Consider the following 22,080-nt stretch of genomic DNA (forward strand, 5'->3'; position numbering starts at 1 on the left):
CAAGTTCGGGCGCGGCATCGGCGAGAGACAAGGCTCGAACGCCGTTCGAGGCCAAGGCCGGGGGCGGGGTAGCCCCGCGCCGTTCCGTCGGGCGGCACCCGGCACCGAGCCTGGGGGCCGTCTCGGGTTTACGTCGGACGGTCGTCCGGGGCGCGCACGCCATCGACGATCGCCGCGACGCCGCGCAACCGCCGCTGCAGCCGCGGCGTGACGAAATCCAGGAACGCCCTCAGCTTGACCGGCAGCTGCGCGCGCGGGGCATGCACGATCTGGACGGGGAAGGGGGCCGGCGCCCACGCGCGCAGGATCTCGACGAGCGTGCCGTCGCGAAGGCTCTCGGCCGCCTGGTAGGACATGACATAGGCGATGCCCAGCCCCGCGGCGGCCCCCGCGACGACGGCATCGGCCGTGTTCACGGAATAGCGCGGACGGACGACGATGGTCTGCTCGCCGCGCGGGCCGGCGAAGGTCCAGTCCCGCCAGAGCTCGAGCCCCTCATAGGCGATGCAGGCGTGCCCGGTCAGATCTACGGGCGTGGCGGGCGGAGCGCGGCGCGCGAGATAGTCCGGGCTGGCACAGGCCAGCCAGCGCAGCGTGCCGACGCGCCGGGCCACCAGGCGGCTATCCGGCAGATGGCCGAGGCGCAGCGCGACGTCGACATGCGCTTCGACCAGATCGACGATGCCGTCGGTCAGCGCCAGCCGGACGGTCACCTCCGGATAGGCATCGAGAAATTCGTGAACGATCGGCGCGACATGCGTCTTGCCGAACTGGATCGGCGCGGTGATCAGCAATTCGCCGCGGGGCACGCGGTACTCGCCGGAGACGGCGCGTTCCGCTTCCGCCAGTTCGTCGAGGACGCGGCGGGCGGAGGCCACATAGGCGGCGCCGGCCTCGGTGAGCAGAAGCCTGCGCTGCGTCCGCACCACCAGGGGGCAACCGAGCAGCGTTTCCAGATCGGACACGCGCCGGCTGACGGTCGGCAGCGGAATGTTCAATTGACGGGACGCGGCCGAGAGGCTGCCGGCGTCGACGGCGGCCACCAAGGTCCGCATGGCCTCGAACCGGTCCATTGTTCCTCTCGCAATATGGAAGTACGGGTTTCATTTCTACAGGCTACCGCCGGAATGCGATAGGCGGCATCTCTCTCGGCACCGGTCGGGCCGGCCGCGGCGCAGAGGGTCTTGCCCGGAGCCATCGCCAGGCCGGACGACCGACCGGACCGGCGTCCCGATCCCGGACCGGGCCTCTCGCAGCCTTGCCGGCCGGCATCGCGGCGCGGCCGGGGTCATCCGCCGGTCCAGGTCCGGCTCGCGATCTCCCCCAAACCCCACGTCGGCGACGCGCGGGCGCGTTCGCGATCGCCCGGTCCAACCTTCCAACCAGGAGAACAATCATGACGGTTCGCTATAAGACGGTCGATGTCGATGGCCTTGAAGTCTTCTACCGGGAGGCCGGCGACAGCAATCGGCCGGCCATCCTGCTGTTGCACGGCTTTCCGAGCGCGAGCCACATGTTCCGCGATCTGATCCCGGAACTTGCCGATCGCTTCCATGTCGTCGCCCCCGACCTGCCGGGTTTCGGCCTGACCGAACAGCCGCCGCGCGGCCTCTTCGACTACAGCTTCCGCACCCTCGCCACGGTGGTCGATCGCTTCACCGAGGTGATCGGCCTCACGCGCTTCGCCCTCTACGTCTTCGACTATGGTGCGCCGGTCGGCTTCCGCATCGCCGTCGAGCACCCGGAGCGGATTGCCGCGATCGTCACGCAGAACGGCAATGCCTATCGGGAGGGCGTGTCTGAGGCCTTCGCGCCGGTTAAGGCCTATTGGAACGCGCCGACCCAGGCCAATCGCGACGCCCTGCGCGGCTTCCTCGCGCCGCAAACCACGCTGTTCCAGTATACCCACGGCGTCGACGACCCGACGCAGGTCTCGCCCGACGGCCGCACCCTGGACGACTTCTACCTGTCGCGTCCCGGCAACGACGAGATTCAGCTCGATCTGCTGCTGGACTACAAGAACAATGTCGCGTTCTACGACATGATCCACGACTATCTGCGCACGCACCGGCCGCCGCTGCTCGCCATATGGGGGCGGAACGATCCGTTCTTCCTGCCGGCCGGGGCCGAAGCCTTCAGGCGCGACGTGCCGACGGCCGAGGTGCGCTTCGTCGACAGCGGGCATTTCGCGCTGGAAACCCATGCGGCGGAGATCGGCGCGGCCATGCGCGCGTTCCTGGCGGAGCATCTCGGCTAGCACGGCATCCGGCCGGCCGTCGCGCCGGGGACTTCCCCGCAGGCTCTCGTCGCGGCCGCAGGGCTGCTGTCACGGCTTGCGTCCGCGGTCCGGCGCGCCGCAGGCATCCGATCGGCCGCGCGATGCGTGAAAGGGGGCGGCGGGGCCACCCGGCGCCGCCGGGGACGGGAAGGCGCGGTGTGATGACGACAGAGCGAGGCCGCGGGCGGCCGGAAATGCTCCCGGCCGGTCAGGCGTTCGGAGCGGCCCGGGCATGACGGTGCTGCGCGTCATCCTCGGCGACCAGCTGACCGGGCGGCTGGAGGTCGTCGCCGGGGCCGACAAGGGCCGGGACGTGATCCTGATCGCCGAGGTGATGGCGGAGGCGACCTATGTCCGCCACCACGTCAAGAAGATCGCCTTCCTGTTCTCCGCCATGCGCCATTTCGCCGAGGCCCTGCGGGCGGCGGGTCACGTCGTGCGCTATGTCGCGCTCGACGACGCGGCGAACACGCAAAGCCTGGAGGGCGAAATCCGGCGCGCGGTGGCGGCGCTGCAGCCGTCCCGGATCGTCGTCACGGAGCCGGGCGAATGGCGCCTGCGCGAGAGCCTCAAATCCCTCGAAGCCGAATGCGGCGTCCCGCTCGACATCCTGCCGGACACGCGCTTCCTCTGCACGCATGCCGAATTCGACGCCTGGGCCGAGGGGCGGCGCGAATTGCGGATGGAGTATTTCTACCGCGAGATGCGGCGCCGGCACGGTATCCTGATCGAGCCGGACGGCACGCCGGCGGGCGGGCGCTGGAATTTCGACGCCGACAACCGCAAGCCGCCGAAGCCGGGGCTCGCCTCGCCGCCGCGGGTGAGCTTCCGAAAGGACGCCATCACGCTCGCCGTGCTCGATCTGGTGCGCCGGCACTTTCCCGACGGCTACGGCCGGCTCGAACCGTTCCATTTCGCGGTGACGCGCCGCCAGGCCTTGCGCGAACTCGACCATTTCATCGCCGCGATCCTGCCCGGCTTCGGCGACCACCAGGACGCCATGGTCCGGGGCGAGCCCTATCTCAGCCACTCGCTGCTCGCCGCCTACCTCAATGCCGGCCTCCTCGATCCGCTGGAGGTCTGCCGCAAGGCCGAAACCGCCAATCGCGACGGGCTGGCGCCGCTCAACGCCGCCGAGGGCTTCATCCGGCAGATCCTGGGCTGGCGCGAATATGTCCGCGGCCTCTACTGGCGCTTCATGCCCGGCTATGTCGAGCGCAACGCGCTCGGCGCGAGCGAACCGCTGCCCTGGTTCTACTGGAGCGGCGAGACCCGCATGGCCTGCATGCGGGAGGCCTTCGCGCAGACCCGCGACCACGCCTATTCGCACCATATCCAGCGCCTGATGGTCACCGGCAATTTCGCGCTCCTGGCCGGGATCGACCCGAAGGCCGTGCACGAATGGTATCTGGCCGTCTATGCCGATGCCTATGAGTGGGTCGAGGCCCCGAACACGCTCGGCATGGCGCTCTACGCCGACGGCGGCCTGCTCGCCTCCAAGCCCTATGCGGCGAGCGGCAACTACATCAACCGCATGAGCAATTTCTGCAGCGGCTGCGCCTACGATCCGGCCCGGTCGGTCGGCGAGGGCGCCTGCCCGTTCAACGCCCTCTACTGGGATTTCCTCGCCCGCCACCGCGACCGCTTCAGCCGCAACGCCCGCATGCCCCATGTCTACGCCACCTGGGACCGCATGGGCCCCGACAAGCAGGCCGCCCTGCGCCACCAGGCCGAAGCCCACCGCACCGCCATGCGCGAGGGGCGGCTGTGACGGGGCGGGCGGGGCAGGGAGCGACCGGCGCTACCCGTGGTCCGGCACCGCGCCCCTCAGGCGGCGCCGCCTCGCAATCTCGACCGTCTCCTGACCAGGCCGAATCATGAAGAAGAAGCGCATCGAAAAAGCCAATCTCCCAACCAAGCCCTGCGCCGTCTGCCAGCGCCCGTTCACCTGGCGCAAGAAGTGGAGCAAGGTCTGGGACGAGGTGCTTTATTGCTCGGACGCGTGCAGGAGGGGGCGGCGGAGCGTGCAGAGCGGGAACGGGAAGGCGTGATTTGAGCAGGGCCGCTTGGAACCGATCCAAGACGAAAGAGCGGTGGTTCGCATGACGCGCAGCGCCGACGCGACGCCGGCCGAACGATCTGTCGAAGAAGTGGCTGGGGGACCTGGATTCGAACCAAGATTAACGGAGTCAGAGTCCAGGCTAGTCAATTGAAATAGCAGCGGAATTTCCCCGACCATGGGGAAATTCACCCTTGAAATATCAAAGGCTTACAATCGAATACCCGACCGTTTCGTCGGTCCCGCAAAAGAAAACCGCCGCCCGGATGGCAGTCCGGAACGGCGGTCAAAAGGGCTGGAGCACTTCTAGGAACTCCGAGAACAAAACTAGCACTGCCAGCGAAAATATCAACCTCGATCGTGCTGACGAGGCGCTCTTTGCGCTCGGCCTCGGCGTGGTCGACGAGTTCATGGCGGCGGGTTTCAGCGAGCGCGACGCCTGGCAGGCCGCGTCGACTGCGGTCGACGCGGCCGTGGCCCGGCTCGACCAGGTAGCCGCACGGCTGATCGGGGGCCGCGCATGACGCCCTCGCTCGACAGTATCGCTCGCGCGGTCGGCGGGAGGGTGAAGGGGCGATACGTCCTGTTCCATCCGCCCGGGCACAGCAACAAGGGTCCGGAGGAGGCTTCGGCCTGGATCAACCCGCAAGGCGGCGTGCACGTGAGCACCTTCTCGCCGCGTGACGAATGGCGCAACGTCAAGGACTGGCTCTGCGATCGAGCCGGTATCGAGCGACGTCTCGACTCGTCAGCGCGACCGCGTCCTGCATCGATGCCAGTTCCGGCTAGAACGGTCGACCCGCGCGCATCTGACCTTCCCTTATCCATATGGGATGAAGCCCGAGAACCACGTCGGACGCCGGCCGAACTCCATCTGCGCTTGCGCGGTCACTACATCCCGGAGGAGGCGGCCGGCGAGGCTCTGCGCTGGCACCCGTCGTGTCCCTTCGGTCAGGATCGGGTCGGATGCATGGTGGCGCTGGTCCGCGATGTGTTGACCGATCGACCGATGGCAATCCATCGGACGGCCATCGACAAGAACGGAAAGAAGCTGTCGCACCTTGGGGCGAACGGTCGCCTTGCGCTCGGACCGTGCAGTGGTGGCGCCGTCAAGCTGACGCCGGATGCCGAGGTGACGCTTTGCCTCGGCGTGGGCGAGGGCATCGAGTCGACGCTCAGCCTCCGGTATGTGCCCGAGTTCGGCCGATCGCCCGTCTGGGCGCTTCTCAATGCCGGCCAGGTCGAAGCCTTCCCGGTCATCCCTGGCATCGAGGCCTTGTGGTTCGCTGTCGACCACGACGAGGCGGGCATCCGCGCGTCGCAGCGGACGGCTGCACGATGGTCCGCAGCAGGGCGGGAATCTTATCTTATCGCGCCGACCACGGCCGGCGCCGACCTCAACGACATGGAGGCGGCGCATGCTGCGTGAAGGCACATACGACGTGATCCCGATCCGCCCCAACGAGGGCTCGACGGGGAAGATGAAGCCGCGCAAGAAATTCGCCCGGAGGCGGACGGGCTTGATCATGGCGACGGACTTCCCCGAGATCAAATGGGCCATTCCCGGCTATTTGCCGGAGGGCTTGTCGATCCTCGCAGGCCGTCAGAAGCTCGGAAAGTCTTGGCTGTGCATTGACTTCGCCATCGCGGTTGCGACCGGCGGCGTCGCTATGGGTGAGGTTTCCAGCGAACAGGGCGACGTTCTGTATGTCGACCTTGAGAACGGCGAGCGGCGCATTCAGCGGCGCATCGCGACCCTTTTCCCTGACGAACGGACTCGGCCAAACCTTGATCGTCTCGAATGGGTTACCGAAAGCCCGGCCCTCAATGACGGCTTCCTGGACTGCCTGGAGGACTGGCGGACCAGCGTCCTGAAACCGAAGCTGGTCGTGGTTGACGTCCTGCAGCGGATCAAGCCGGCCGGCAATGCGGCTCGGAACTCTTACGAAAACGACTATACGATCATCGCGCCCTTGCAGCAGTGGGCGACGAAGCACGGCGTTGCAGTCGTCCTGATCACACATACGAGGAAAGGCGGCGCCGACGATCCGCTAGAGGCCGTGACCGGCTCCAACGGCCTTTCGGCCTGTGCGGACGCGACCTTGGTCCTTGATCGGAAGGCGAGCGGGGCGACGCTCTACGTCCGCGGCCGAGACGTGCCCGAGATCGACGTCGCCATGCGCTTCGATGCCGGGCGCTGGTACCTGATGGGCGACGCGGCCGAAGTTCATCGGTCGGATGAGCGGGCCGTCATCCTGTCCATGCTGAAAGACGCAGAGGACGCGATGACCCCGAACGAGGTTGCCGACAATGCCGGCCTCGTCCGGAACAACGTCAAGCAGCTTCTCTTCAAGATGTCGAAAGGCGGCGAGGTGCTGAAAGGGAGCCGACGCGGATCGTACATCCACCCGGGACGCAAAGACCTGTATCCGACCACTGATAACCGCGATAACCCGATAACCGAGCGATCGGCCGGGCCGGGATGGTCGGACAATGACGGGGCGGGTGTCTTCTAACCGCCGCCCCCTACCGGTTACCGGGTTATCGCGGTTACCGGGTTATCTCAGTGCAGAGCATGCCGAACCCTCTCCAACTCCCATAGGGAGAGAGGGAGGGAGAGATATTGCCTTCTGCCTGGAGGCAGAGGCCTCCGGTTGGAGATTCCTCGGTGATTGAAGTTGATTGAAGTAGGCGGCTACCGTTATCCCGTCAGTTGACTGTATAAAATGGTTGATGCGCAAGCTACTCTCGTCCCTCTTCTCTGCCTTCGAGCGCAAGTCGCTCGCTGTGCCGTCGTCCGACCTCCTGGAAATCCTGGGGGTGTCGCAGACGACTGCGGCAGGCATTTCGGTCACGCCTGGGACGGCGCTGCGCTGCACGGCGGTTGCGGCGGCTGTACGCGCCATCTCGGACCCGATTGCTGTCCTGCCTCTGCGCCTGATCGAGAAGGGCGCGGACGGGTCGCGCAAGCCCGTTCCAGACCATCCCGCCGCCCGCATGATGGCTGGCGATTGGTGCCCTTGGCTGACCTCGCATGAAGGGCGTCGACAGATCACGCTCGACGCGCTGATGAGCGATACCGGAGGCATCGGCCTCGTGACCCGGGTGGACGGTCACGCGCGGGAAATCATCCGACTTCCGCCCGGCTCGGTCGCGGTGGAATGGTCGACCCTCGGCGAACCGACCTATACCCTAACGCAAGACACGATCAGCCGGCGGCTTGACCCCGCGGACGTGATTCATCTTGTCTCGCCCTTCACGCTGCCGCCGACCTGCAAGGCTCCGCTCACGCTTTGCCGCGAGGCCGTCGGCCTGGCGTTGACCATGGAACAGCATGCGGCCCGCCTGTTCGGCCGCGGCGGTCGCCCATCGGGAATGCTGTCCTTCACGGACGCTCTTGCTCCTGAAGCGGTCAAGCGCATCCGCGATACCTGGACGCTGGCGCACGGCGGATCGAACAGCGGCAACACCGCCATCCTCGACCGCGGCGCGAGCTTCACCCCGCTCGCCCTGAACTCGGTCGACGCGCAGTTTCTGGAGCTTCGCACCTTCGCGGTGGAGGAGATCGCCCGCGCCTTCGGCGTGCCGCCTCATCGCATCTACGAACTCGGCCGCGCGACATGGTCGAACATTACCGACATGGGTCGGGAGTTCGTCGACTTCACCTTGTCGCCTTGGCTGAAGGCGTGGGAAGCGTCGCTCGCCCGCGCGCTCCTGACGGCCGAAGAGCGGCAGACCTACTGCGTCGAGTTCGACACCGACGACCTTACCTTGCCGTCGCTCGGCGACCAGGCCGAGGCCTACGGCAAGCTGATCACGGCTCGCGTCGCCAATCCCAACGAGGTTCGGGCCTGGATGGGCCTCGCCCCATACCAGGGCGGTGACCAGTTCGAAAACCCGAACACGACCAGTGGCGGCGGGCTGCCTGCCGATAGCACGGGGGTGCCGGCATGACGGTCAGGCTTGAACTCAAGGCCTCGCTTTCGGTCGACGATGCCGGAACCATCACCGGTCTCGCCTGGCCGTTCGGCTCGCCCGACCGCATGGGTGACGAAATCATGCCGGGCGCCTTCAAGGGTGCCACCCCGCCCTTGCCGATGCTCGCTTTCCACGATCCGGAAGCGCCGGTGGGCGCGTGGTCCTCGATCGTCGAGACCGCAAAAGGCCTTCAGGTCATTGGCCGGCTTCTGGTCGACGACCTGGAGCGTGCGCGCGAGATGCGAGCCCTTGTGAAGGCCGGCGCGGTCTCGGGCCTCTCGATCGGCTTTACAACCAAACGGGCCGAGGCTCGCAAGGGTGGCGGGCGCGTCATCCGTGCCGTCGATCTCGTGGAAATCTCTCTCGTGACCGTCCCGGCTCATCCCGGCGCGAAGGTCACGTCTGCCAAGTCCGCCACGGCTGCACTGCGCATCGCCGAGGCCATCAACCGGGCCGCCACGGCCTTTCGGAGGGTCTGAGATGACCAAGCATATGAAGGCGCCTGCCGTGGGCGCGATCGAACTGAAGGACGATCCGGAGGGCGGCGATCCGGCGGCGATTGTCACGAAGGCGCTTGCCGAGTTGAAGGGCTCGATCGAGGGCCGGCTTTTGGCGATCGAGTCCAAGGCTTCGGACCTGGGCAAGATCACGACCCGGCTCGACGCGGTCGAAACCAAGCTTGCCCGACCGGCCATCGGCGGCAAGACGCAGGCCGAGGGTGATGAGGCTGCGCAGGTCGAACAGAAGGCTTTCCGCGGCTTCCTGCGTCAGGGGCGCGAGGCTCTGTCGGCGGACGAGATCAAGACCCTTCGCGTCGCCGACGACACGGCCGGCGGCTACCTCGCCCCCGCGCAGTTCGTCAACGAGGTGATCAAGGGCATTGTGCAGTTCTCGCCGGTTCGTCAGGCCGCGCGCGTCGGCTCGACCACGTCCGGCTCCGTCGTCATTCCGAAGCGAACCGGGCGCCCGACTGCCGTATGGGTTGGCGAGACCGAGACCCGCACGGGCACGGAACCGACCTATGGTCAGGCCGAAATCCCGGTCAACGAGATGGCGTTCTACATCGATGTATCGACCCGCCTCCTGGAGGATGCCGCGGTCAACATCGAGTCCGAAATCTCGATGGACGCGGCCGAGGAAGCCGGCCGGCTCGAAGGGGCAGCCTTCGTCAGCGGGGACGGCGTCAAGCGGCCCCTCGGCTTCATGTCCGATACGGGCGTCAGCTACACGGCCAACGGCCACGCTACGACGCTCTCGGCCGATCCGCTGATCACCCTCATGTATGCGATGCCGGCCTTTTACCGGAACCGCGGCGCCTGGATGATGAACGGCTCGACGCTCGCGACCGTGCGCAAGCTGAAGGACGGTCAGGGCAACTATCTTTGGCAGCCGAGCTACCAGGCCGGTCAGCCGGAAACCCTGCTCGGTCGCCCGGTCATCGAAGCTGTCGACATGCCGGACATCGCCAGCAACGCTTATCCGATCGTCTTCGGCGACTTCTCGACCGGGTATCGCATCTATGACCGGGTCTCGCTCTCGGTCATGCGCGATCCCTATTCGGTCGCAACCTCCGGCCTCGTGCGCTTCCACTTCCGCCGCCGCGTCGGTGGTTCGGTGGTGCTCTCCGAGGCCATCCGCAAGCTCAAGATGGCCGTTTCGTAAGGGAGGGCAGGACTATGCGCGACTCGTACCACAACTTCACCGTCTCCCCGGTCATCGCTCCTGTCGTCGTCTCCGACAACACGGCGCAGGTCGGCACTGTCATCAACCGGGCGGGCTATCGTTCGCTGACCTACGTCATCGCGACGGGCACGCTGGCGGACGCTGACGCGACCTTCACTGCTCTCCTGGAGGAGAGCGATTCCAGCGGCTCGGGCTTCACGGCCGTCGCCGATGCGGACTTGGTCGGAACCGAGGCCGCAGTGAGCTTCACCTATGCCGATGACGGCGTGACCAGGAAGCTCGGCTACGTCGGCAACAAGCAATACACGAAGCTGACGATCACCCCGGCCAACAACTCGGGCTCGGCTCCGATTGCGGCTGTGGCGATCCTCGGGCGCCCGACCTCGGCTCCCGCTGCCTGACGAAATCGGGGGGTGGTCTTTTGATGGGCTCTTAGCGGTTGGCCCGATAGCGGAAACCTGACCTGCGGCCCCCCATGGTTTGAACCGTTCAAGGTCAGGGAAATCGCGAGCACCAGCCCAATCCGGGGGCAAAGGGCTCATCGGCCGAGCGGATGAACCAACCGCTCGGCCATCATCATCTGAGAGGTGCCAACATGGCCGATGCTTTTGCAGATCGACAGCCGGGCCTCGAAAGTCCGCCGGCTTTCGCCGCCGCTGTGACTCCGTCCGATAGTACCGACCTCACGACCGATGCCCGATCGCTGTACATCGGGGGCAGTGGCAACGTGAAGGTGACCACGTCCGGTGGCTCGACTGAAACCTTCTACAATCTTTCGGCGGGCTCGTATTTGGTCCAACGGGTGCACCGTGTCTGGTCGACAGGTACGACGGCCACCTACATCGTGGCGGTCTGGTAATGCCCAAGCGCGCGCCTCGCATTTGCGGTTGTGGGCTGTCCATCGCCTCGGGCAACCCCTGCCCATGCGAGCGGAAGCGACGCGCTGCTGTCCGTCGGGCTCATGACGAGACCCGGCCCGACCCTGCGGCCCGTGGCTATGACGCCGAGTGGCGCAAGGTCCGTGCCGCCTTCCTCGCCCGCAACCCATGCTGCGCCTGGCCTGAATGCGAGGCTAAGGCAACAGAGGTTGACCACATCGAAAGCGTAAGGGCGCGGCCCGACCTGAGATTGTCATGGTCGAACCTTCGCCCGTATTGCAAGCCGCATCACTCGCGCCGAACGGCTCGGGATCAGGGCTTCGCCAGACCGGGGGGCAGGTCGCCGACTTTGGCCGATCGACATTGCACCGTCGTCGGCCCTTCGCTCGATAGAGAGCAAAAATCAGCAACTCGAATGAATGAAGGCTGATCTATCAATGTCGCTGATCATTCGGGTTCCGCCTTCAGAATATCCGGTGACGCTGGCCGAGGCAAAGGATCATCTGCGCATCGACTGGGACAGCGAGAATGCAGCGCTTGAACGCCTGATCAAGGCAGCGACGGCAAAGCTGGACGGGCGCGGGGGTCTACTTGGCAGGGCGCTCGTATCGCAGTCCTGGCGCCTCGTGCTGGATGCCTTCCCGGCTGGCGGTATCGTGGTCCCGTTGCCGCCGTGCCAATCGGTCGACGCCATCACCTATCTCGACGCGAGCGGCGACGAACAGCCGTTGACGGGCTTCCGCGCCTACGGGATCGGCGGCGAGGACAGGGTGACCATCCTGCCGGCGGCCGATGCGTCCTGGCCTGTGACGACTGAACTGCCTGGCGCTGTTGTTGTCGAGTTCACGGCAGGTTACGGCGACGCCGCTGACGTGCCCGAACCGATCCGCGAAGCGATCCTCAGTGAAGTGGCGAACCGCTTCCGAGAACGCGAATCCACGTCGGCCGCGGATGGCTTTCTGGCCGGCCTGGCGAGCTACATTGTTCGGGAGTTTTGAACTATGACGCGAGGCCGCAAAGCCGAACTCCGGCCGATCGATGGAGGGCTTGCCAGCGTACCGCGGGCGCCGTCCTGGCTGTCGAAAGAGGCCGCGCAGGAATGGGGTCGGATCATGCCGGGCCTCATCGAGCGGCGTGTCTTGACCGATGCGGACATGGGGACGGTCGAACAGTTCTGCGTCGCCTCCGGGCTCGTGAAGCGGTCGCAGGCGATCATCTCGGCCGAGGGTGACATGGTCGACGGGCGCCGGCATCCGGCCTTCCAAACCCTGTTCCAGGCGCTGACGGAAAGTCGCCGGCTGGCTGCAGAACTCGGCCTCACGCCTGCCTCGCGCAACAAGGCCGCCGCCATGAAGGGGGGTGGCAACGATGACCTTGCCGACCTGGATTTGTGATGACTCCCCGATCGCCGACCCGTTCGGGTATGGCGAGCGTGCGGTCAATTTCCTGAAGCGTCTGCGGCACCCCAAGAGCCGAGCCAAGGGGCGCGCCTTCCAACTCATGCCGTGGCAGGAACGGCTTGTCCGTCGCATCTACGGGCCAGCGAACGAGGACGGCCGGCGCATCGTGCGGACCGTCGTCGTCCTGCTCCCGCGCGGCAACCGCAAGACCTCCCTTGGCGCTGGCTTGTCGCTCCTGCATCTGTTCGGACCGGAGCGGATCAACGGCGGTCAGGTGGTCTGCGCTGCCTCGGATCGAGAACAGGCACGCATCGCCTTTGAGGAGGCAATCGGCATCTGTAGGGCTGACGACCGGATCGCCTCCGCGCTCGCCTTCCGCGACTATCGCCACGAGATCGAGCACCCCAAGACCGGCGCGAAGCTGAAGGCGATCAGTTGCGACGCGGCCCGGCAGCACGGCGGAACGCCGACTTTCGCACTCGTGGACGAGCTTCACGCCTGGCTGAAACGCGACCTGTGGGACGTGCTGCGAACCGGCCTCGTCAAGACGGCGGGAAGCCTCCTCGTGGTCATCACGACGGCTGGCCGTGGGCATGAGAACATTGCTCACGACATCGTTGACTATGCGCGCAAGGTCGCCCGCGGCGAGATCGACGACCCTGCGACGCTGCCGGTCCTGTTCGAAGCCGATCGGGATGCCGACTGGCGCGACGAAGACCTGTGGTTCCAGGTCAATCCCGGCCTGCCTTACGGCTTCCCCGACATCGAGGGACTGCGGCAGTTGGCGCGCGAGGCCGGAAGCCGGCCAGCGGATCGCGACGCCTTCCGGCAACTGCACCTGAATGTCTGGCTCGATCACTCGGCAACCCCGTTCGTCGACATGGGCGTCTATGACCAAGGCGCCGAGCCGGTCGACTTGGAGGAGCGGCGCCGGCTGCCGTGTTGGCTGGCGGTCGACCTGTCATCGAACCTTGACCTTACGGCCATCGTGGCAGCCTGGCAGGACGAGGACGGCGGCTTCTCAGTCGCGGCGTGGTTCTTCTGCCCCGAAGACAATCTGCGCGCTCGTGCCGACCGGGACGGCGTTCCCTATCCGCGGTGGGCCGAGGAAGGCTGGATCATCCCCACGCCTGGCAACGTGGTCGACTATACGCGCGTCGAACAGCATCTCCGCGTCCTGTGCGGGCGGCTGGACGTGCGGGAGATCGCCTTCGACCCGCACCTTGCGCAACAGACCATGATCAGGCTGGCAGAGGACGGCTTCCCGGTCGCCGAGATGCGGCAGGGCTGGGTGACGATGGCGCCGGCCATCAAGGAACTGGAGCGGGCCATTATCGGCCGTCAATTCCGCCACGGTGGCAATCCGGTCCTGCGGTGGTGCTTCGACAATGTCGCGGTCCACACCGATAGCGCCGGCAACCGAATGTTCCACAAGGGCAAGAGCAAGGATCGGATCGACGGCGCCGTTGCCGCTGCGATGGCCGTAGGGCGGGCCTCGGCTGGGCGCGATGGCCTGTCGATCTACGAGTCCGCCGACTTCTCGCCCGAACTCTGCGTCGCCTGAAAGGATTGAACCATGGCAACCGATCTTGAAGTCATGACGCTTCGTCTGGAGGCAAATGCGACGAAATTCGAGCGCGATATGCAGCGCGCGGCGGGAATGCTCCAGAAATCTGCGAAGGCGATGGAAGCGCAGGCCGCCTCTTCGGTGAAGAAGATCGAACAGAACTTCTCCGGCTTGAATACCGGCATTGTCAGCATGGCGACCGGAGCATTCTCCGCCCTCGCTGGCGTTTTGAGCCTGAGAGCATTTGTTGACGGTGCGGATACCTTTATTCGCATCAACAACAGCTTGAAGGTCGCCGGCCTCTCGGCCGAGGAAGCGAACGTCACGTTCGGCAAACTATTCGCCATCGCTCAAGCGACCAGCACCCCGGTTGAAAGCCTCGCGACGCTCTACAGCCGGACTGCTGCGGCACAGAAGTCCCTCAACGCATCATCGGAAGACTTGATCCGCTTCGCCACGGCGACGGCCATGGCGCTGAAGGTCAACGGGACCAGCGCGCAAGAGGCAACCGGCGCACTGCTCCAGCTTTCGCAGGCGCTTGGCGGCGGGAAAATCCAGGCCGAGGAATACAATTCGTTGCTTGATGGCGCTCGGCCATTGCTTCAGGCGGCGGCGGACGGTCTGAAAGAAGCCGGCGGCGAGATTGGCAAACTGACGGCACTGGTCAAGGACGGCAAGGTTTCCTCCGAGGCCTTCTTCCGCGCTATCCTTGCCGGAGCCGGATCGCTTCAACAGAAGATTGGGGCGTCGTCCAAGACCTTTGCGGCCAGCGTATCGGACCTCAACAACGCACTAATGCTTTTGTTCGGAACCATCAATGAAAATCTTGGTATCATCGAATATCTATCAAAGCTGTTCGAAAATGCCGGGAAAAATATATCAGGCTTTGCCGATCGACTTCGCGACGTTAGTAAGCAAACCGATATCAACAGCCTGACAGAGCAATTGTACGGCGCTTATACAGTTATTCAGAAACTGAAAGCGCAGATTGAAAATCTTCGCAGTTCGTCCAATGCCGGCGCCGTTCCTGTGATCGCCCAACTGGAGAAGGACCTCCAGACCGCGACTGACCGCGCATCAACGCTGCTCGACCGCATCACGACACTGCAAGGGAGGCCGGCGACCAACGGGCCCGCTCGGCTCCAGTCGGCTTACGACCTTGCCGGCAGCACAATGACGGACAAAAATGCTCAGACCTATATGAATGATAGGTTTGGGCTTGGGAGCGGTGGAACTCAGCCGGTATCGCTCAAGCAATTTCCTTTGCCGCCGGATGTGGCCGGCTGGCAAAAGGTCATCGACGCGCAGCAGAAATCAATCACGCTTCTTCAGGCCGAGGCAGACACAGTTGGCAAAACGACGGCAGAGCGCGAACGGGCGCGACTTGTTGCCGAACTGGAGGCCGATGCCAAAGAGAAAAACATTCCTCTCACTGGCGAGTATCGGCAGCAAATCGACCAGCTTGCTTCTTCCTATGGGCGACTTAAGGCGCAGATCGCGTTCGCAAATTCGATTGAGGGCACCAAGGACCGCATTCGAGACCTACAACAGGAAATCACCCTTGTCGGGCTGACGGCGGGGGAACAGGAGCGCGTCAAGGTCGCGCAGCAACTTACCAACGAAGCGATCAAAGCCGGCATCCCACTGACCGACGCGCGGCGAGCGCAGATCACTGCGTTGGCAGATCAGGCAGGCGTTGCGGCGACGCGGCTTGAGGCCGTGAATAAAGCGCAGCAGATGCTTGATTCGATGCGCTCGGAACTCGGCTCGGTGACTGGGGCGTTTTTCAATGATCTGGCCAATGGTGTGAAAACAGTCGACGCTCTGCGCAACGCCTTCACGAGCCTTCGGACAGCCATCCTGAACGCACTCGGGAACCAGTTGATTGCTGCGCTTCTTGGCGCGCCCGGGACGGGCCTTGGCGGCGGACTGATTGGCGGTCTGTTTGGCCGAGCCGGCGGTGGCGCGGTCAATGCCGGGCAGCCCTACCGGGTCGGCGAGAACGGGCCGGAAATGTTCGTGCCGCAATCGGCCGGCCGGATCATTCCATCAAGCGCGAGCGGCGGCGGCGCGGTCTTCAACACGACAATCAACGCGCCAGGTGGGGACGTGGCGACTGTCGCTCAAATCCATCGCGTTTTGGGGGATCATGAAGCGCGAATCCGTGCGATCATGCGCGCGCCGATGGCACAGAAGCGGGGCATGTCATGACCGAGGATGAGGTGGAGGACGTTGTCTATAAGCTCGCCGAGGCGGCACGGGATCAAATGCTAGAGTTAGGCTTTGATCCGGAAGTCATCGGAAAAGCCATGATCGCGCACGGCACTAGCGCATATGCCGGTGCTGTTGGTCCGCTCCGCCGGGATGAAGTGGTGCGGCACCTTCACGGACTGGCGGACCGGATCGGCATTCCTGTCCAGGGCGAGGCATAACTCATTGAAATCATTCGGCTAAAATTTAGCCGTTTGAAATCAATGACTTAGCAAAACCTCCCGGCGCTACCGCGTCGCCCTGCTAGGTTTCGTCTCAAGCTGGCACAAAATGCCAAAGGTTCATGGCTAAAAATTACACAGAATCCTAATCCTTTTTCGATACAGACCTTAATTGCATAAGCATCTCATTCTTTAGTTTTTCCTTCCAGGCATCCGGTAACGAATAAAACCCCTGCGAATCTTGCTTGATCCCAGGTTTCTTCGCGATGGCATCTGTAACGCGTTGCTTGTACGATGGCTCACGCTTCATTTTTTTCTCCATTTTACTGATGATTGTTATAGCGCGCCGCATATCGCGGGTTTAATTCTATCGAAAAATAGTGTTTGCGCTTAATCCATACAAAGCCCTCAGATTTTGTGATGGCGGCCACGTCAATGGGCCCCCCAACAGATTCGCTTGGCTGCGTAACTTTTTCCTTAAGGGATTCAAGTTCAACTAGGCTTTCGGCTAACGATGCCATTTCCGAAACAGGCAAGAAGCCAACAACCCGATTCAAAGGCTGCACATGCTGCTGAAAAACCTTGTCAATCCATTCACGTGTATGTCGACTTGCTGCATTTTCGACGAGATTCTGTAAATTTGAAGGCGGTTGCGCTCCGGATGATTTAAGTATTTCTTCCGCAAAATGCCATAGAGTATCCTCCAGACTTGAGGTTACGGCATTGAATACATCCGGACCAACGCCATGCTGAAATGTGTCAACCATGGCAGTTGTTGCAAACGCACGTACAATACCTGTATCTATGCGATCCATTGATACGTCGCCTTCAGGCTTCCAGTATAATTTGTCGCCCAAGAATCCGCTACAAGAATATTCATGATAGCATGGAAAATAATCATCGTCTCCATAACCAGCAACAACTATGCCAGTATTGATTAGTTGACCCTTTGGGTGTTTAAAAATGGAAAGAATAGACATACCTATTAATTCGTCTTTGTCGATTATATTTTTTGTTGATGTGCTAACTAAAAGATCTTCAGCAAATGCTGAGATATCCGGTGTTATAAACGATAATGCAGCTTCAATGTCTTCTTCTTTGAAAGGCTCCTCGATTGGAAGACCTTTGATTTGAGAACATATCTTCTGAAAGGCCTTGCTTATCTCCAGTGCTTTGTCCTGCCCTGCGATTACATTTTCGTCTTCAATTATTATTCCTAAATTTAAAGAGATCGAGTTCTTAAAAATTCTCTGCGTAATCTCTCGACGGCGACTACTAGAAAATAATAATGCGTGATCATTAATATACTTGAAGAACGCAGACGCATATGTCGACACGTCAGATGGCCTATTTGCAGAAAAATTATTCCGAAAATCTTTGATGACGATTTCCCACGGGATATCGTGCAAATCTCCTGAATCAAATACCATTATACCGATCGGGCGGTCAGCCACTAGCTGAAATATTTTATTGGCGCCCTTAAAGTATCTGACTTCGCGTTGTTTGCCAGACCAGTAAGTGACAGTAGCTGCACTATCTGCAGCTAAGACAAGCGCTCTCCGATTCATAACACATATTTCTGAAGTCATTTATTTTGCCTCCCGATAGCGCGTATTTTTACTAACTTTCTGATTCCACAAATCTAGAAGCATTTTTATATTTCTTTCCTAAGGCGAACCCCCACTCCTTCGCCATTTTTATCTATGAAAATCACCCCTGCATTCTCCAACGCAATTTTGATAGCTTGTAGTGCCTCAACGGAAACTGGCGTTGAGTTGGTTTCAAAGCGCTTCACTGTGGGCTGCGAGAGTCCTGAAGCGGAAGCAAGTCTAGCCTGGGACCATCCTAGGAGTCCACGGGCAGCTCGGACCTGTTCAACCGATACTAGCATAGCTTGACCTATTTGGGATCATCATTTATGATCCAAATCGTATCATGCCTTCTCAGAGGAGCAAATGCCATGACGACGAACACCCGTTCGGCGGCCGATACTGGCTTGCCCAAATCCACCCGCCGCAACCTTCTCGCCGGCCTGGCTGCCTCCGCCGTGGCGATCAGCGCAAGCGGGGCTGCGGCTTCTGTCTCTCCCGATTGCCACCTGACGGCGCTTGCGGCTGATCTTGTCGAGGGCGCGCGGGACTATGCCTTGTGGTCTGCCAAGGTTGAGCATCTGCGATCGATCCCGATTGCGGACTATGAGGCGCTCGACGCGTCCGGCGTCGTGAAGCACTGGCGGGTGTTCGATGTTTACGGCAGGCCCGATGAATGGCGCTCCATGACTGCCGCGGGTGACCGCTGCACGAAGCTGGCCGCCGAAATCTCCGCCGCGTCTGCAGTCGGCTTCGCCGGGGTGCGGGCAAAGGCTGTCGCTCTGGCTTGGTGGCTGGGGGTGCTGCCCCAAATCGCCGAGAACAAGGGGACCGATGGCGGGGCTCACGCCATGCAGGAATTCATCGCTTTGCTGGATTGCATGGTGGCTTCGGAGGCTCGGTCATGAACACGCACACTCGCCGGAATGTTCTCGCCGGCCTCGCCGCTTCGGTCGCGGCCTCGCCTTCGGCTGCCTTCTCGGCCACGTCACAGGATGCCGAGCTTGCGGGCCTTGGTCTGGAGCATGACCGGCTTTCCGCCATCATCCGCGATCTGAACGCGGCGGCGAAGGTCGCTGACCAGAAGTTTCACGAGTTGGTCGGTGAGCCACCGGAAGCCCTGGTGCGGCGACCGGAGGATGAGGCGTTTCACTTCCCGAGCTATCCGGTCTGCGAATGGGATGGCGTCACGCGCTACGGCTGGGGCAGCCTTGAACCTCTGAGGGCCTTCGATGGGCAAACCCCGGGCTGGAGCCGGGCGACAGCGGACGGGGCTTCTATCGTGGTTCCTGCCCAAGTTGCGGCCGAGGGCTGGCAGGCGCGGCGGGACGAAATCGTTGCAGCCGTTGAGGCTTGGGAAACCAAGCGGAGCCGCGCTTTCGTGGACAGTGGCACGCTCGCTGTCGAGGAAGCACTAGAGGTCGCTTTAGCCGAGCGCGGCGAGATCGAGGACGCCATCATCTCGGAGCCGGCCCGGACACTGGCGGGTCTCATCGTGAAGGCCCGTGCCGCCATGAACTCCGCGATGTCGTCCAATCCTGGTGACGGGACATCGTCCGACGTGGCGCTTGCGTGGTCCGTGGCGCGCGACCTCGCCGGCTCGGAGGCTGGCCGATGAACGCGCTGCCAGGCCAAGCCGTCTTCGTCGTCACGCCGACCATGCGGACGCTGATCGAGGATGCCATCGAGGCGCTTTTGCTCGTGCTCGACGAACTCGACGGTGATCCCGACCAGGAATCATGCGCCGACGCGGAACCATCCCTCGGCTGGACGATCGAGGGTCCCGGCGCTGGCGGCACGACCGACGATCGCGAGGAGGAACACGACGGCCGGGAACTGGTTGACGAGTTCTAGCCGCATCGGCCTCGCACTCGGCGCCAGTTCGGCGGAACAATCAACGGCTTTCTGTGCACTGGGTGCCTATCCTCTTGCCAATCACCAGAGGATAGGCTACCTCTTGTGAAATACAGGAGGTATTCATGACACCGAGCCTAACGACCGTCGCCGCCTGCCGCGTTGCCGGCATCCATCGCGACCGCTTCAATGAGTTTGTCGCCGCAGGCGCCTACAGGTGCGCCCCTTCCACCACTGCCGGTCGGGCGCGCACGTTTGCCCCTGACGACATTCTCGGCATCAGCATCTTCAGGGACCTGATGGCCGATGGCATGACGGCAGCGGCGGCGGGTGAAATCGCATGCGCGGTCGCTGAGGCCGCCAAGGCGAACCCGCAAGCGCTAGCAATCTCGTATGTGCGCACCTGGCAGACGGCGACCGGCTGGACCCTCGACGGAACGGCCCATCCTACCGACGAACTGCCCGCGCCCGCCGAGTGGAACTCGGCTGGAGAGCGTAAAGAGACCATTACGCGTATGATGACCTTCAATGTCAGCCTGTTACGCGATTTGATCGCGAAGCGGATCGAAAAAGAGCGCCCGATCATCGGGGGCGAAGGCTGAAAATGACCGAAGTCATCCGCGGCGCGAAGGCGGTTTCCCACGCTATCGGCGTTTCGCCGGCGACCCTCGGGCGGATGATCCGCAAGGGGCAAATCGCAGTGCGCAAGGGCGGCACGGGCGGACGAACCTCGCCGATCATGATTGAGCGGCATGAGGCGGAACGCATCCGGAAAGGGCGCTGAGGATGGCGAAGACACCGGCCGCTTTCAGGCAGGCAGACGTGACCCGAGCCATCAAAGCCGCGAAGGCTGCCGGTGTCGACATCGGCGGCGTCGAGATCCGGGCGGATCGGATCGTGGTGCTTGCGGCAGGACATGCGGCAAAGCCCGAGAGCGCTCTCGACGAATGGATGAAAGCACATGGTCAGAGTTAATCTTCAAGGCATTAACTGCCGTCGGAAGAAGCTCGCGACCGGCGAGACCGTTGAATATTGGTACGCATGGAAGGGTGGCCCGCGGCTACGGGGACAGCCGGGCAGTCCTGAGTTCGTTGCCTCCTACGCCGAAGCTCATGCCTCGCGAAAGAAGCCGCAGGCCGGAGTAATGCATTCGCTCTTGCGCCAATACCAGGACAGCGCAGATTTTGCCAAACTCGCGCCTCGGACCCGCTCGGACTACATCGGCCAAATCAAAGCCATAGAAAAGAAGTTCGGCGACTTCCCCCTGTCGGCGCTGGTCGACAAGCGGACGCGCGGAATTTTCATGCAATGGCGGGACAAGCAGGCGGCAACTTCGCTACGCCAAGCGGATTACGCTTGGACAGTGCTTGCTCGCGTCCTGTCATGGGCGCTCGATCGCAGGCTTATCGACGCCAACCCTTGTGCACGGGGAGGGCGCCTCTATCGGGGGAACCGCGCCGAGAATATTTGGACCGATGACGACGAGACGGCGTTTCTGAAGTCGGCACCGTCGCATCTGCATCTTCCGCTTATGCTGGCGCTCTGGACCGGCCAGCGACAGGGCGACCTCTTGCGGTTGACCTGGACGGCCTATGACGGCGAACGGATCAAGCTAAAGCAGAGCAAAACCGGCGCCCGGGTGAACATCCCTGTCGGCGCGCCGCTCAAGGTCATGCTCGATGCCACGCCTCGCCTATCGACCCAGGTCCTCGTCAACTCCGATGGTCGGCCTTGGACCGAGGGCGGTTTCCGCGCGTCCTTTCGGAAGGCTCAGGCTGCGGCCGGCATCACCGACCTGACATTCAACGACCTTCGAGGCACGGCCGTCACTCGGCTGGCGCTGGCTGAGGCAACCGAAGCGCAGATCGCGACCATCACCGGGCACTCGCTTCGGGACGTGCGCTCGATCCTAGATGCCCACTACCTGCATCGAGACCCGGCCTTGGCGACGGCGGGGATTAGGAAGCTCGAACGAAGAACAAAAACTCCCGACCGGGCGCCCGACTAACCATGCCGAGTACAATCCGAAACCGGAAATTTCGCTGTTAGATCAAATGGCTGGGGGACCTGGATTCGAACCAAGATTAACGGAGTCAGAGTCCGCTGTTCTACCGTTGAACTATCCCCCAACGGGCTTTGCCTTTCCCTTGCGGACGATTCTCCTTGGAGAACCGGGCGCTTGCGGGCCGGCGCGGGGCCGGGTACGGCGAAGCGGGGGTGTGGTAACACCGGGGCACGGGCATTTCAAGCGTCCCGATGCGGGGGATGCGCGTTTCTCGGCGTCGTCCCCAGATGGCTGGCCCCGATGGCCGAAGATGGCTGCCCCTGATGTCTGGGCCGGAGGGCCAAAACCGGTGGCGAT

Annotated in this window: 27 protein-coding genes and 1 tRNA gene; 24 read left to right on the forward strand and 4 right to left on the reverse strand. The window is 63.0% G+C overall.

Annotated elements, in window-relative coordinates:
- Positions 1 to 128 precede the first annotated feature (128 nt).
- Entirely contained in the window at positions 129 to 1,073 is a 945-nt protein-coding gene (locus tag ABB55_RS27210; protein ID WP_054361635.1) for a LysR family transcriptional regulator, read from the reverse strand.
- Positions 1,074 to 1,396: 323 nt separating this feature from the next.
- Here ABB55_RS27210 and ABB55_RS27215 point away from each other — a divergent pair, with 323 nt between their 5' ends.
- The 17 genes from ABB55_RS27215 (at position 1,397) to ABB55_RS27280 (ending at position 16,275) form a co-directional block, all read left to right on the forward strand.
- A complete protein-coding gene (locus ABB55_RS27215) occupies positions 1,397 to 2,257 on the forward strand; it encodes an alpha/beta fold hydrolase (RefSeq protein WP_054361636.1) in 861 nt (286 codons plus the stop codon).
- A 253-nt stretch (positions 2,258 to 2,510) separates the two neighbouring features.
- The gene (locus ABB55_RS27220) at positions 2,511 to 4,049 is read left to right on the forward strand and encodes a cryptochrome/photolyase family protein (protein WP_054361637.1); all 1,539 of its coding nucleotides are present in this window, start codon (positions 2,511 to 2,513) and stop codon (positions 4,047 to 4,049) included.
- Between the two features lie 106 nt (positions 4,050 to 4,155).
- On the forward strand, positions 4,156 to 4,329 hold the full coding sequence (locus ABB55_RS29300; protein WP_083463993.1) for a DUF2256 domain-containing protein: 174 nt from the start codon (positions 4,156 to 4,158) through the stop codon (positions 4,327 to 4,329).
- Between the two features lie 202 nt (positions 4,330 to 4,531).
- Positions 4,532 to 4,861 (forward strand): hypothetical protein, encoded by a 330-nt coding sequence (locus ABB55_RS27225; protein WP_152982210.1) that lies wholly within the window; start codon positions 4,532 to 4,534, stop codon positions 4,859 to 4,861.
- Positions 4,858 to 5,766, forward strand: a complete 909-nt coding sequence (locus ABB55_RS29305; RefSeq protein ID WP_083463994.1) for a DUF7146 domain-containing protein — start codon at positions 4,858 to 4,860, stop codon at positions 5,764 to 5,766. The genes ABB55_RS27225 and ABB55_RS29305 overlap by 4 nt, the downstream gene beginning before the upstream one ends.
- On the forward strand, positions 5,756 to 6,853 hold the full coding sequence (locus tag ABB55_RS27235; protein WP_054361640.1) for an AAA family ATPase: 1,098 nt from the start codon (positions 5,756 to 5,758) through the stop codon (positions 6,851 to 6,853). Before ABB55_RS29305 ends, ABB55_RS27235 begins: the two co-directional genes overlap by 11 nt.
- A 217-nt stretch (positions 6,854 to 7,070) precedes the next feature.
- Entirely contained in the window at positions 7,071 to 8,291 is a 1,221-nt protein-coding gene (locus tag ABB55_RS27240; protein ID WP_054361641.1) for a phage portal protein, read from the forward strand.
- Entirely contained in the window at positions 8,288 to 8,794 is a 507-nt protein-coding gene (locus ABB55_RS27245) for an HK97 family phage prohead protease (RefSeq protein WP_054361642.1), read from the forward strand. Before ABB55_RS27240 ends, ABB55_RS27245 begins: the two co-directional genes overlap by 4 nt.
- Position 8,795: 1 nt before the next feature.
- Positions 8,796 to 9,977 carry a phage major capsid protein gene (locus ABB55_RS27250; protein WP_083463995.1) on the forward strand — a complete coding sequence of 394 codons (1,182 nt, stop codon included), beginning with the start codon at positions 8,796 to 8,798 and terminating at the stop codon, positions 9,975 to 9,977.
- A gap of 14 nt (positions 9,978 to 9,991) precedes the next feature.
- Positions 9,992 to 10,399: a hypothetical protein gene (locus ABB55_RS27255; RefSeq protein WP_054361643.1), complete on the forward strand. Its 408-nt coding sequence runs from the start codon at positions 9,992 to 9,994 to the stop codon at positions 10,397 to 10,399.
- A gap of 152 nt (positions 10,400 to 10,551) precedes the next feature.
- Positions 10,552 to 10,857, forward strand: a complete 306-nt coding sequence (locus ABB55_RS30055) for a spike base protein, RCAP_Rcc01079 family (protein WP_152982211.1) — start codon at positions 10,552 to 10,554, stop codon at positions 10,855 to 10,857.
- Entirely contained in the window at positions 10,857 to 11,306 is a 450-nt protein-coding gene (locus ABB55_RS31345) for an HNH endonuclease signature motif containing protein (protein ID WP_420848240.1), read from the forward strand. Before ABB55_RS30055 ends, ABB55_RS31345 begins: the two co-directional genes overlap by 1 nt.
- 7 nt (positions 11,307 to 11,313) lie before the next feature.
- The gene (locus ABB55_RS27260; RefSeq protein ID WP_054361644.1) at positions 11,314 to 11,874 is read left to right on the forward strand and encodes a head-tail connector protein; all 561 of its coding nucleotides are present in this window, start codon (positions 11,314 to 11,316) and stop codon (positions 11,872 to 11,874) included.
- Positions 11,875 to 11,877: 3 nt separating this feature from the next.
- The gene (locus tag ABB55_RS27265; RefSeq protein WP_054361645.1) at positions 11,878 to 12,270 is read left to right on the forward strand and encodes a phage terminase small subunit P27 family; all 393 of its coding nucleotides are present in this window, start codon (positions 11,878 to 11,880) and stop codon (positions 12,268 to 12,270) included.
- On the forward strand, positions 12,245 to 13,840 hold the full coding sequence (locus ABB55_RS27270) for a terminase large subunit (RefSeq protein ID WP_200912075.1): 1,596 nt from the start codon (positions 12,245 to 12,247) through the stop codon (positions 13,838 to 13,840). The genes ABB55_RS27265 and ABB55_RS27270 overlap by 26 nt, the downstream gene beginning before the upstream one ends.
- 12 nt (positions 13,841 to 13,852) lie before the next feature.
- A complete protein-coding gene (locus tag ABB55_RS27275) occupies positions 13,853 to 16,054 on the forward strand; it encodes a tape measure protein (protein ID WP_054361647.1) in 2,202 nt (733 codons plus the stop codon).
- A complete protein-coding gene (locus ABB55_RS27280) occupies positions 16,051 to 16,275 on the forward strand; it encodes a hypothetical protein (protein WP_054361648.1) in 225 nt (74 codons plus the stop codon). The genes ABB55_RS27275 and ABB55_RS27280 overlap by 4 nt, the downstream gene beginning before the upstream one ends.
- A gap of 323 nt (positions 16,276 to 16,598) precedes the next feature.
- Here ABB55_RS27280 and ABB55_RS30060 read toward each other — a convergent pair whose 3' ends face one another.
- Together ABB55_RS30060 and ABB55_RS29315 are read right to left on the reverse strand one after the other, a co-directional pair.
- The gene (locus ABB55_RS30060; protein WP_152982212.1) at positions 16,599 to 17,864 is read right to left on the reverse strand and encodes a hypothetical protein; all 1,266 of its coding nucleotides are present in this window, start codon (positions 17,862 to 17,864) and stop codon (positions 16,599 to 16,601) included.
- Between the two features lie 65 nt (positions 17,865 to 17,929).
- A complete protein-coding gene (locus ABB55_RS29315) occupies positions 17,930 to 18,166 on the reverse strand; it encodes a helix-turn-helix domain-containing protein (protein WP_083463997.1) in 237 nt (78 codons plus the stop codon).
- A 69-nt stretch (positions 18,167 to 18,235) separates the two neighbouring features.
- On the opposite strand from ABB55_RS29315, the gene ABB55_RS27285 reads away from it, so the two are divergent.
- The 7 genes from ABB55_RS27285 to ABB55_RS27315 all read left to right on the forward strand — a co-directional run bounded on the left by ABB55_RS27285 (position 18,236) and on the right by ABB55_RS27315 (position 21,726).
- Positions 18,236 to 18,772: a hypothetical protein gene (locus ABB55_RS27285; RefSeq protein ID WP_054361649.1), complete on the forward strand. Its 537-nt coding sequence runs from the start codon at positions 18,236 to 18,238 to the stop codon at positions 18,770 to 18,772.
- The gene (locus ABB55_RS27290) at positions 18,769 to 19,482 is read left to right on the forward strand and encodes a hypothetical protein (RefSeq protein WP_054361650.1); all 714 of its coding nucleotides are present in this window, start codon (positions 18,769 to 18,771) and stop codon (positions 19,480 to 19,482) included. Before ABB55_RS27285 ends, ABB55_RS27290 begins: the two co-directional genes overlap by 4 nt.
- Complete coding sequence (locus tag ABB55_RS27295; protein ID WP_054361651.1) at positions 19,479 to 19,718, forward strand: hypothetical protein; 240 nt, start codon at positions 19,479 to 19,481, stop codon at positions 19,716 to 19,718. Before ABB55_RS27290 ends, ABB55_RS27295 begins: the two co-directional genes overlap by 4 nt.
- 125 nt (positions 19,719 to 19,843) lie before the next feature.
- Positions 19,844 to 20,320 carry a hypothetical protein gene (locus tag ABB55_RS27300; RefSeq protein ID WP_054361652.1) on the forward strand — a complete coding sequence of 159 codons (477 nt, stop codon included), beginning with the start codon at positions 19,844 to 19,846 and terminating at the stop codon, positions 20,318 to 20,320.
- Between the two features lie 2 nt (positions 20,321 to 20,322).
- Positions 20,323 to 20,502 carry a hypothetical protein gene (locus tag ABB55_RS27305; RefSeq protein WP_054361653.1) on the forward strand — a complete coding sequence of 60 codons (180 nt, stop codon included), beginning with the start codon at positions 20,323 to 20,325 and terminating at the stop codon, positions 20,500 to 20,502.
- A 2-nt stretch (positions 20,503 to 20,504) separates the two neighbouring features.
- Positions 20,505 to 20,693 (forward strand): hypothetical protein, encoded by a 189-nt coding sequence (locus ABB55_RS27310; protein ID WP_054361654.1) that lies wholly within the window; start codon positions 20,505 to 20,507, stop codon positions 20,691 to 20,693.
- Positions 20,680 to 21,726 carry a tyrosine-type recombinase/integrase gene (locus tag ABB55_RS27315; protein ID WP_054361655.1) on the forward strand — a complete coding sequence of 349 codons (1,047 nt, stop codon included), beginning with the start codon at positions 20,680 to 20,682 and terminating at the stop codon, positions 21,724 to 21,726. The genes ABB55_RS27310 and ABB55_RS27315 overlap by 14 nt, the downstream gene beginning before the upstream one ends.
- A 47-nt stretch (positions 21,727 to 21,773) precedes the next feature.
- Here ABB55_RS27315 and ABB55_RS27320 read toward each other — a convergent pair.
- Positions 21,774 to 21,847, reverse strand: a tRNA-Gln gene (locus ABB55_RS27320).
- Positions 21,848 to 22,080: the final 233 nt, after the last annotated feature.

Source organism: Prosthecodimorpha hirschii, assembly GCF_001305515.1.
GTDB lineage: Bacteria > Pseudomonadota > Alphaproteobacteria > Rhizobiales > Ancalomicrobiaceae > Prosthecodimorpha > Prosthecodimorpha hirschii.

Bases quoted from the DNA above. Each gene is read 5' to 3' on its own strand.
- ABB55_RS27270 (WP_200912075.1), top strand. From the start codon at position 12,245: ATGACCTTGCCGACCTGGATTTGTGATGACTCCCCGATCGCCGACCCG.
- ABB55_RS27280 (WP_054361648.1), top strand. From the start codon at position 16,051: ATGACCGAGGATGAGGTGGAGGACGTTGTCTATAAGCTCGCCGAGGCG.
- ABB55_RS29300 (WP_083463993.1), top strand. From the start codon at position 4,156: ATGAAGAAGAAGCGCATCGAAAAAGCCAATCTCCCAACCAAGCCCTGC.
- ABB55_RS27285 (WP_054361649.1), top strand. From the start codon at position 18,236: ATGACGACGAACACCCGTTCGGCGGCCGATACTGGCTTGCCCAAATCC.
- ABB55_RS27210 (WP_054361635.1), bottom strand. From the start codon at position 1,073: ATGGACCGGTTCGAGGCCATGCGGACCTTGGTGGCCGCCGTCGACGCC.
- ABB55_RS27245 (WP_054361642.1), top strand. From the start codon at position 8,288: ATGACGGTCAGGCTTGAACTCAAGGCCTCGCTTTCGGTCGACGATGCC.
- ABB55_RS27260 (WP_054361644.1), top strand. From the start codon at position 11,314: ATGTCGCTGATCATTCGGGTTCCGCCTTCAGAATATCCGGTGACGCTG.
- ABB55_RS27290 (WP_054361650.1), top strand. From the start codon at position 18,769: ATGAACACGCACACTCGCCGGAATGTTCTCGCCGGCCTCGCCGCTTCG.
- ABB55_RS27305 (WP_054361653.1), top strand. From the start codon at position 20,323: ATGACCGAAGTCATCCGCGGCGCGAAGGCGGTTTCCCACGCTATCGGC.
- ABB55_RS27255 (WP_054361643.1), top strand. From the start codon at position 9,992: ATGCGCGACTCGTACCACAACTTCACCGTCTCCCCGGTCATCGCTCCT.
- ABB55_RS27240 (WP_054361641.1), top strand. From the start codon at position 7,071: ATGCGCAAGCTACTCTCGTCCCTCTTCTCTGCCTTCGAGCGCAAGTCG.
- ABB55_RS27215 (WP_054361636.1), top strand. From the start codon at position 1,397: ATGACGGTTCGCTATAAGACGGTCGATGTCGATGGCCTTGAAGTCTTC.
- ABB55_RS27265 (WP_054361645.1), top strand. From the start codon at position 11,878: ATGACGCGAGGCCGCAAAGCCGAACTCCGGCCGATCGATGGAGGGCTT.
- ABB55_RS27295 (WP_054361651.1), top strand. From the start codon at position 19,479: ATGAACGCGCTGCCAGGCCAAGCCGTCTTCGTCGTCACGCCGACCATG.
- ABB55_RS31345 (WP_420848240.1), top strand. From the start codon at position 10,857: ATGCCCAAGCGCGCGCCTCGCATTTGCGGTTGTGGGCTGTCCATCGCC.
- ABB55_RS27275 (WP_054361647.1), top strand. From the start codon at position 13,853: ATGGCAACCGATCTTGAAGTCATGACGCTTCGTCTGGAGGCAAATGCG.
- ABB55_RS27310 (WP_054361654.1), top strand. From the start codon at position 20,505: ATGGCGAAGACACCGGCCGCTTTCAGGCAGGCAGACGTGACCCGAGCC.
- ABB55_RS27300 (WP_054361652.1), top strand. From the start codon at position 19,844: ATGACACCGAGCCTAACGACCGTCGCCGCCTGCCGCGTTGCCGGCATC.
- ABB55_RS27315 (WP_054361655.1), top strand. From the start codon at position 20,680: ATGGTCAGAGTTAATCTTCAAGGCATTAACTGCCGTCGGAAGAAGCTC.
- ABB55_RS29315 (WP_083463997.1), bottom strand. From the start codon at position 18,166: ATGCTAGTATCGGTTGAACAGGTCCGAGCTGCCCGTGGACTCCTAGGA.
- ABB55_RS29305 (WP_083463994.1), top strand. From the start codon at position 4,858: ATGACGCCCTCGCTCGACAGTATCGCTCGCGCGGTCGGCGGGAGGGTG.
- ABB55_RS27235 (WP_054361640.1), top strand. From the start codon at position 5,756: ATGCTGCGTGAAGGCACATACGACGTGATCCCGATCCGCCCCAACGAG.
- ABB55_RS30060 (WP_152982212.1), bottom strand. From the start codon at position 17,864: ATGACTTCAGAAATATGTGTTATGAATCGGAGAGCGCTTGTCTTAGCT.
- ABB55_RS30055 (WP_152982211.1), top strand. From the start codon at position 10,552: ATGAACCAACCGCTCGGCCATCATCATCTGAGAGGTGCCAACATGGCC.
- ABB55_RS27220 (WP_054361637.1), top strand. From the start codon at position 2,511: ATGACGGTGCTGCGCGTCATCCTCGGCGACCAGCTGACCGGGCGGCTG.
- ABB55_RS27250 (WP_083463995.1), top strand. From the start codon at position 8,796: ATGACCAAGCATATGAAGGCGCCTGCCGTGGGCGCGATCGAACTGAAG.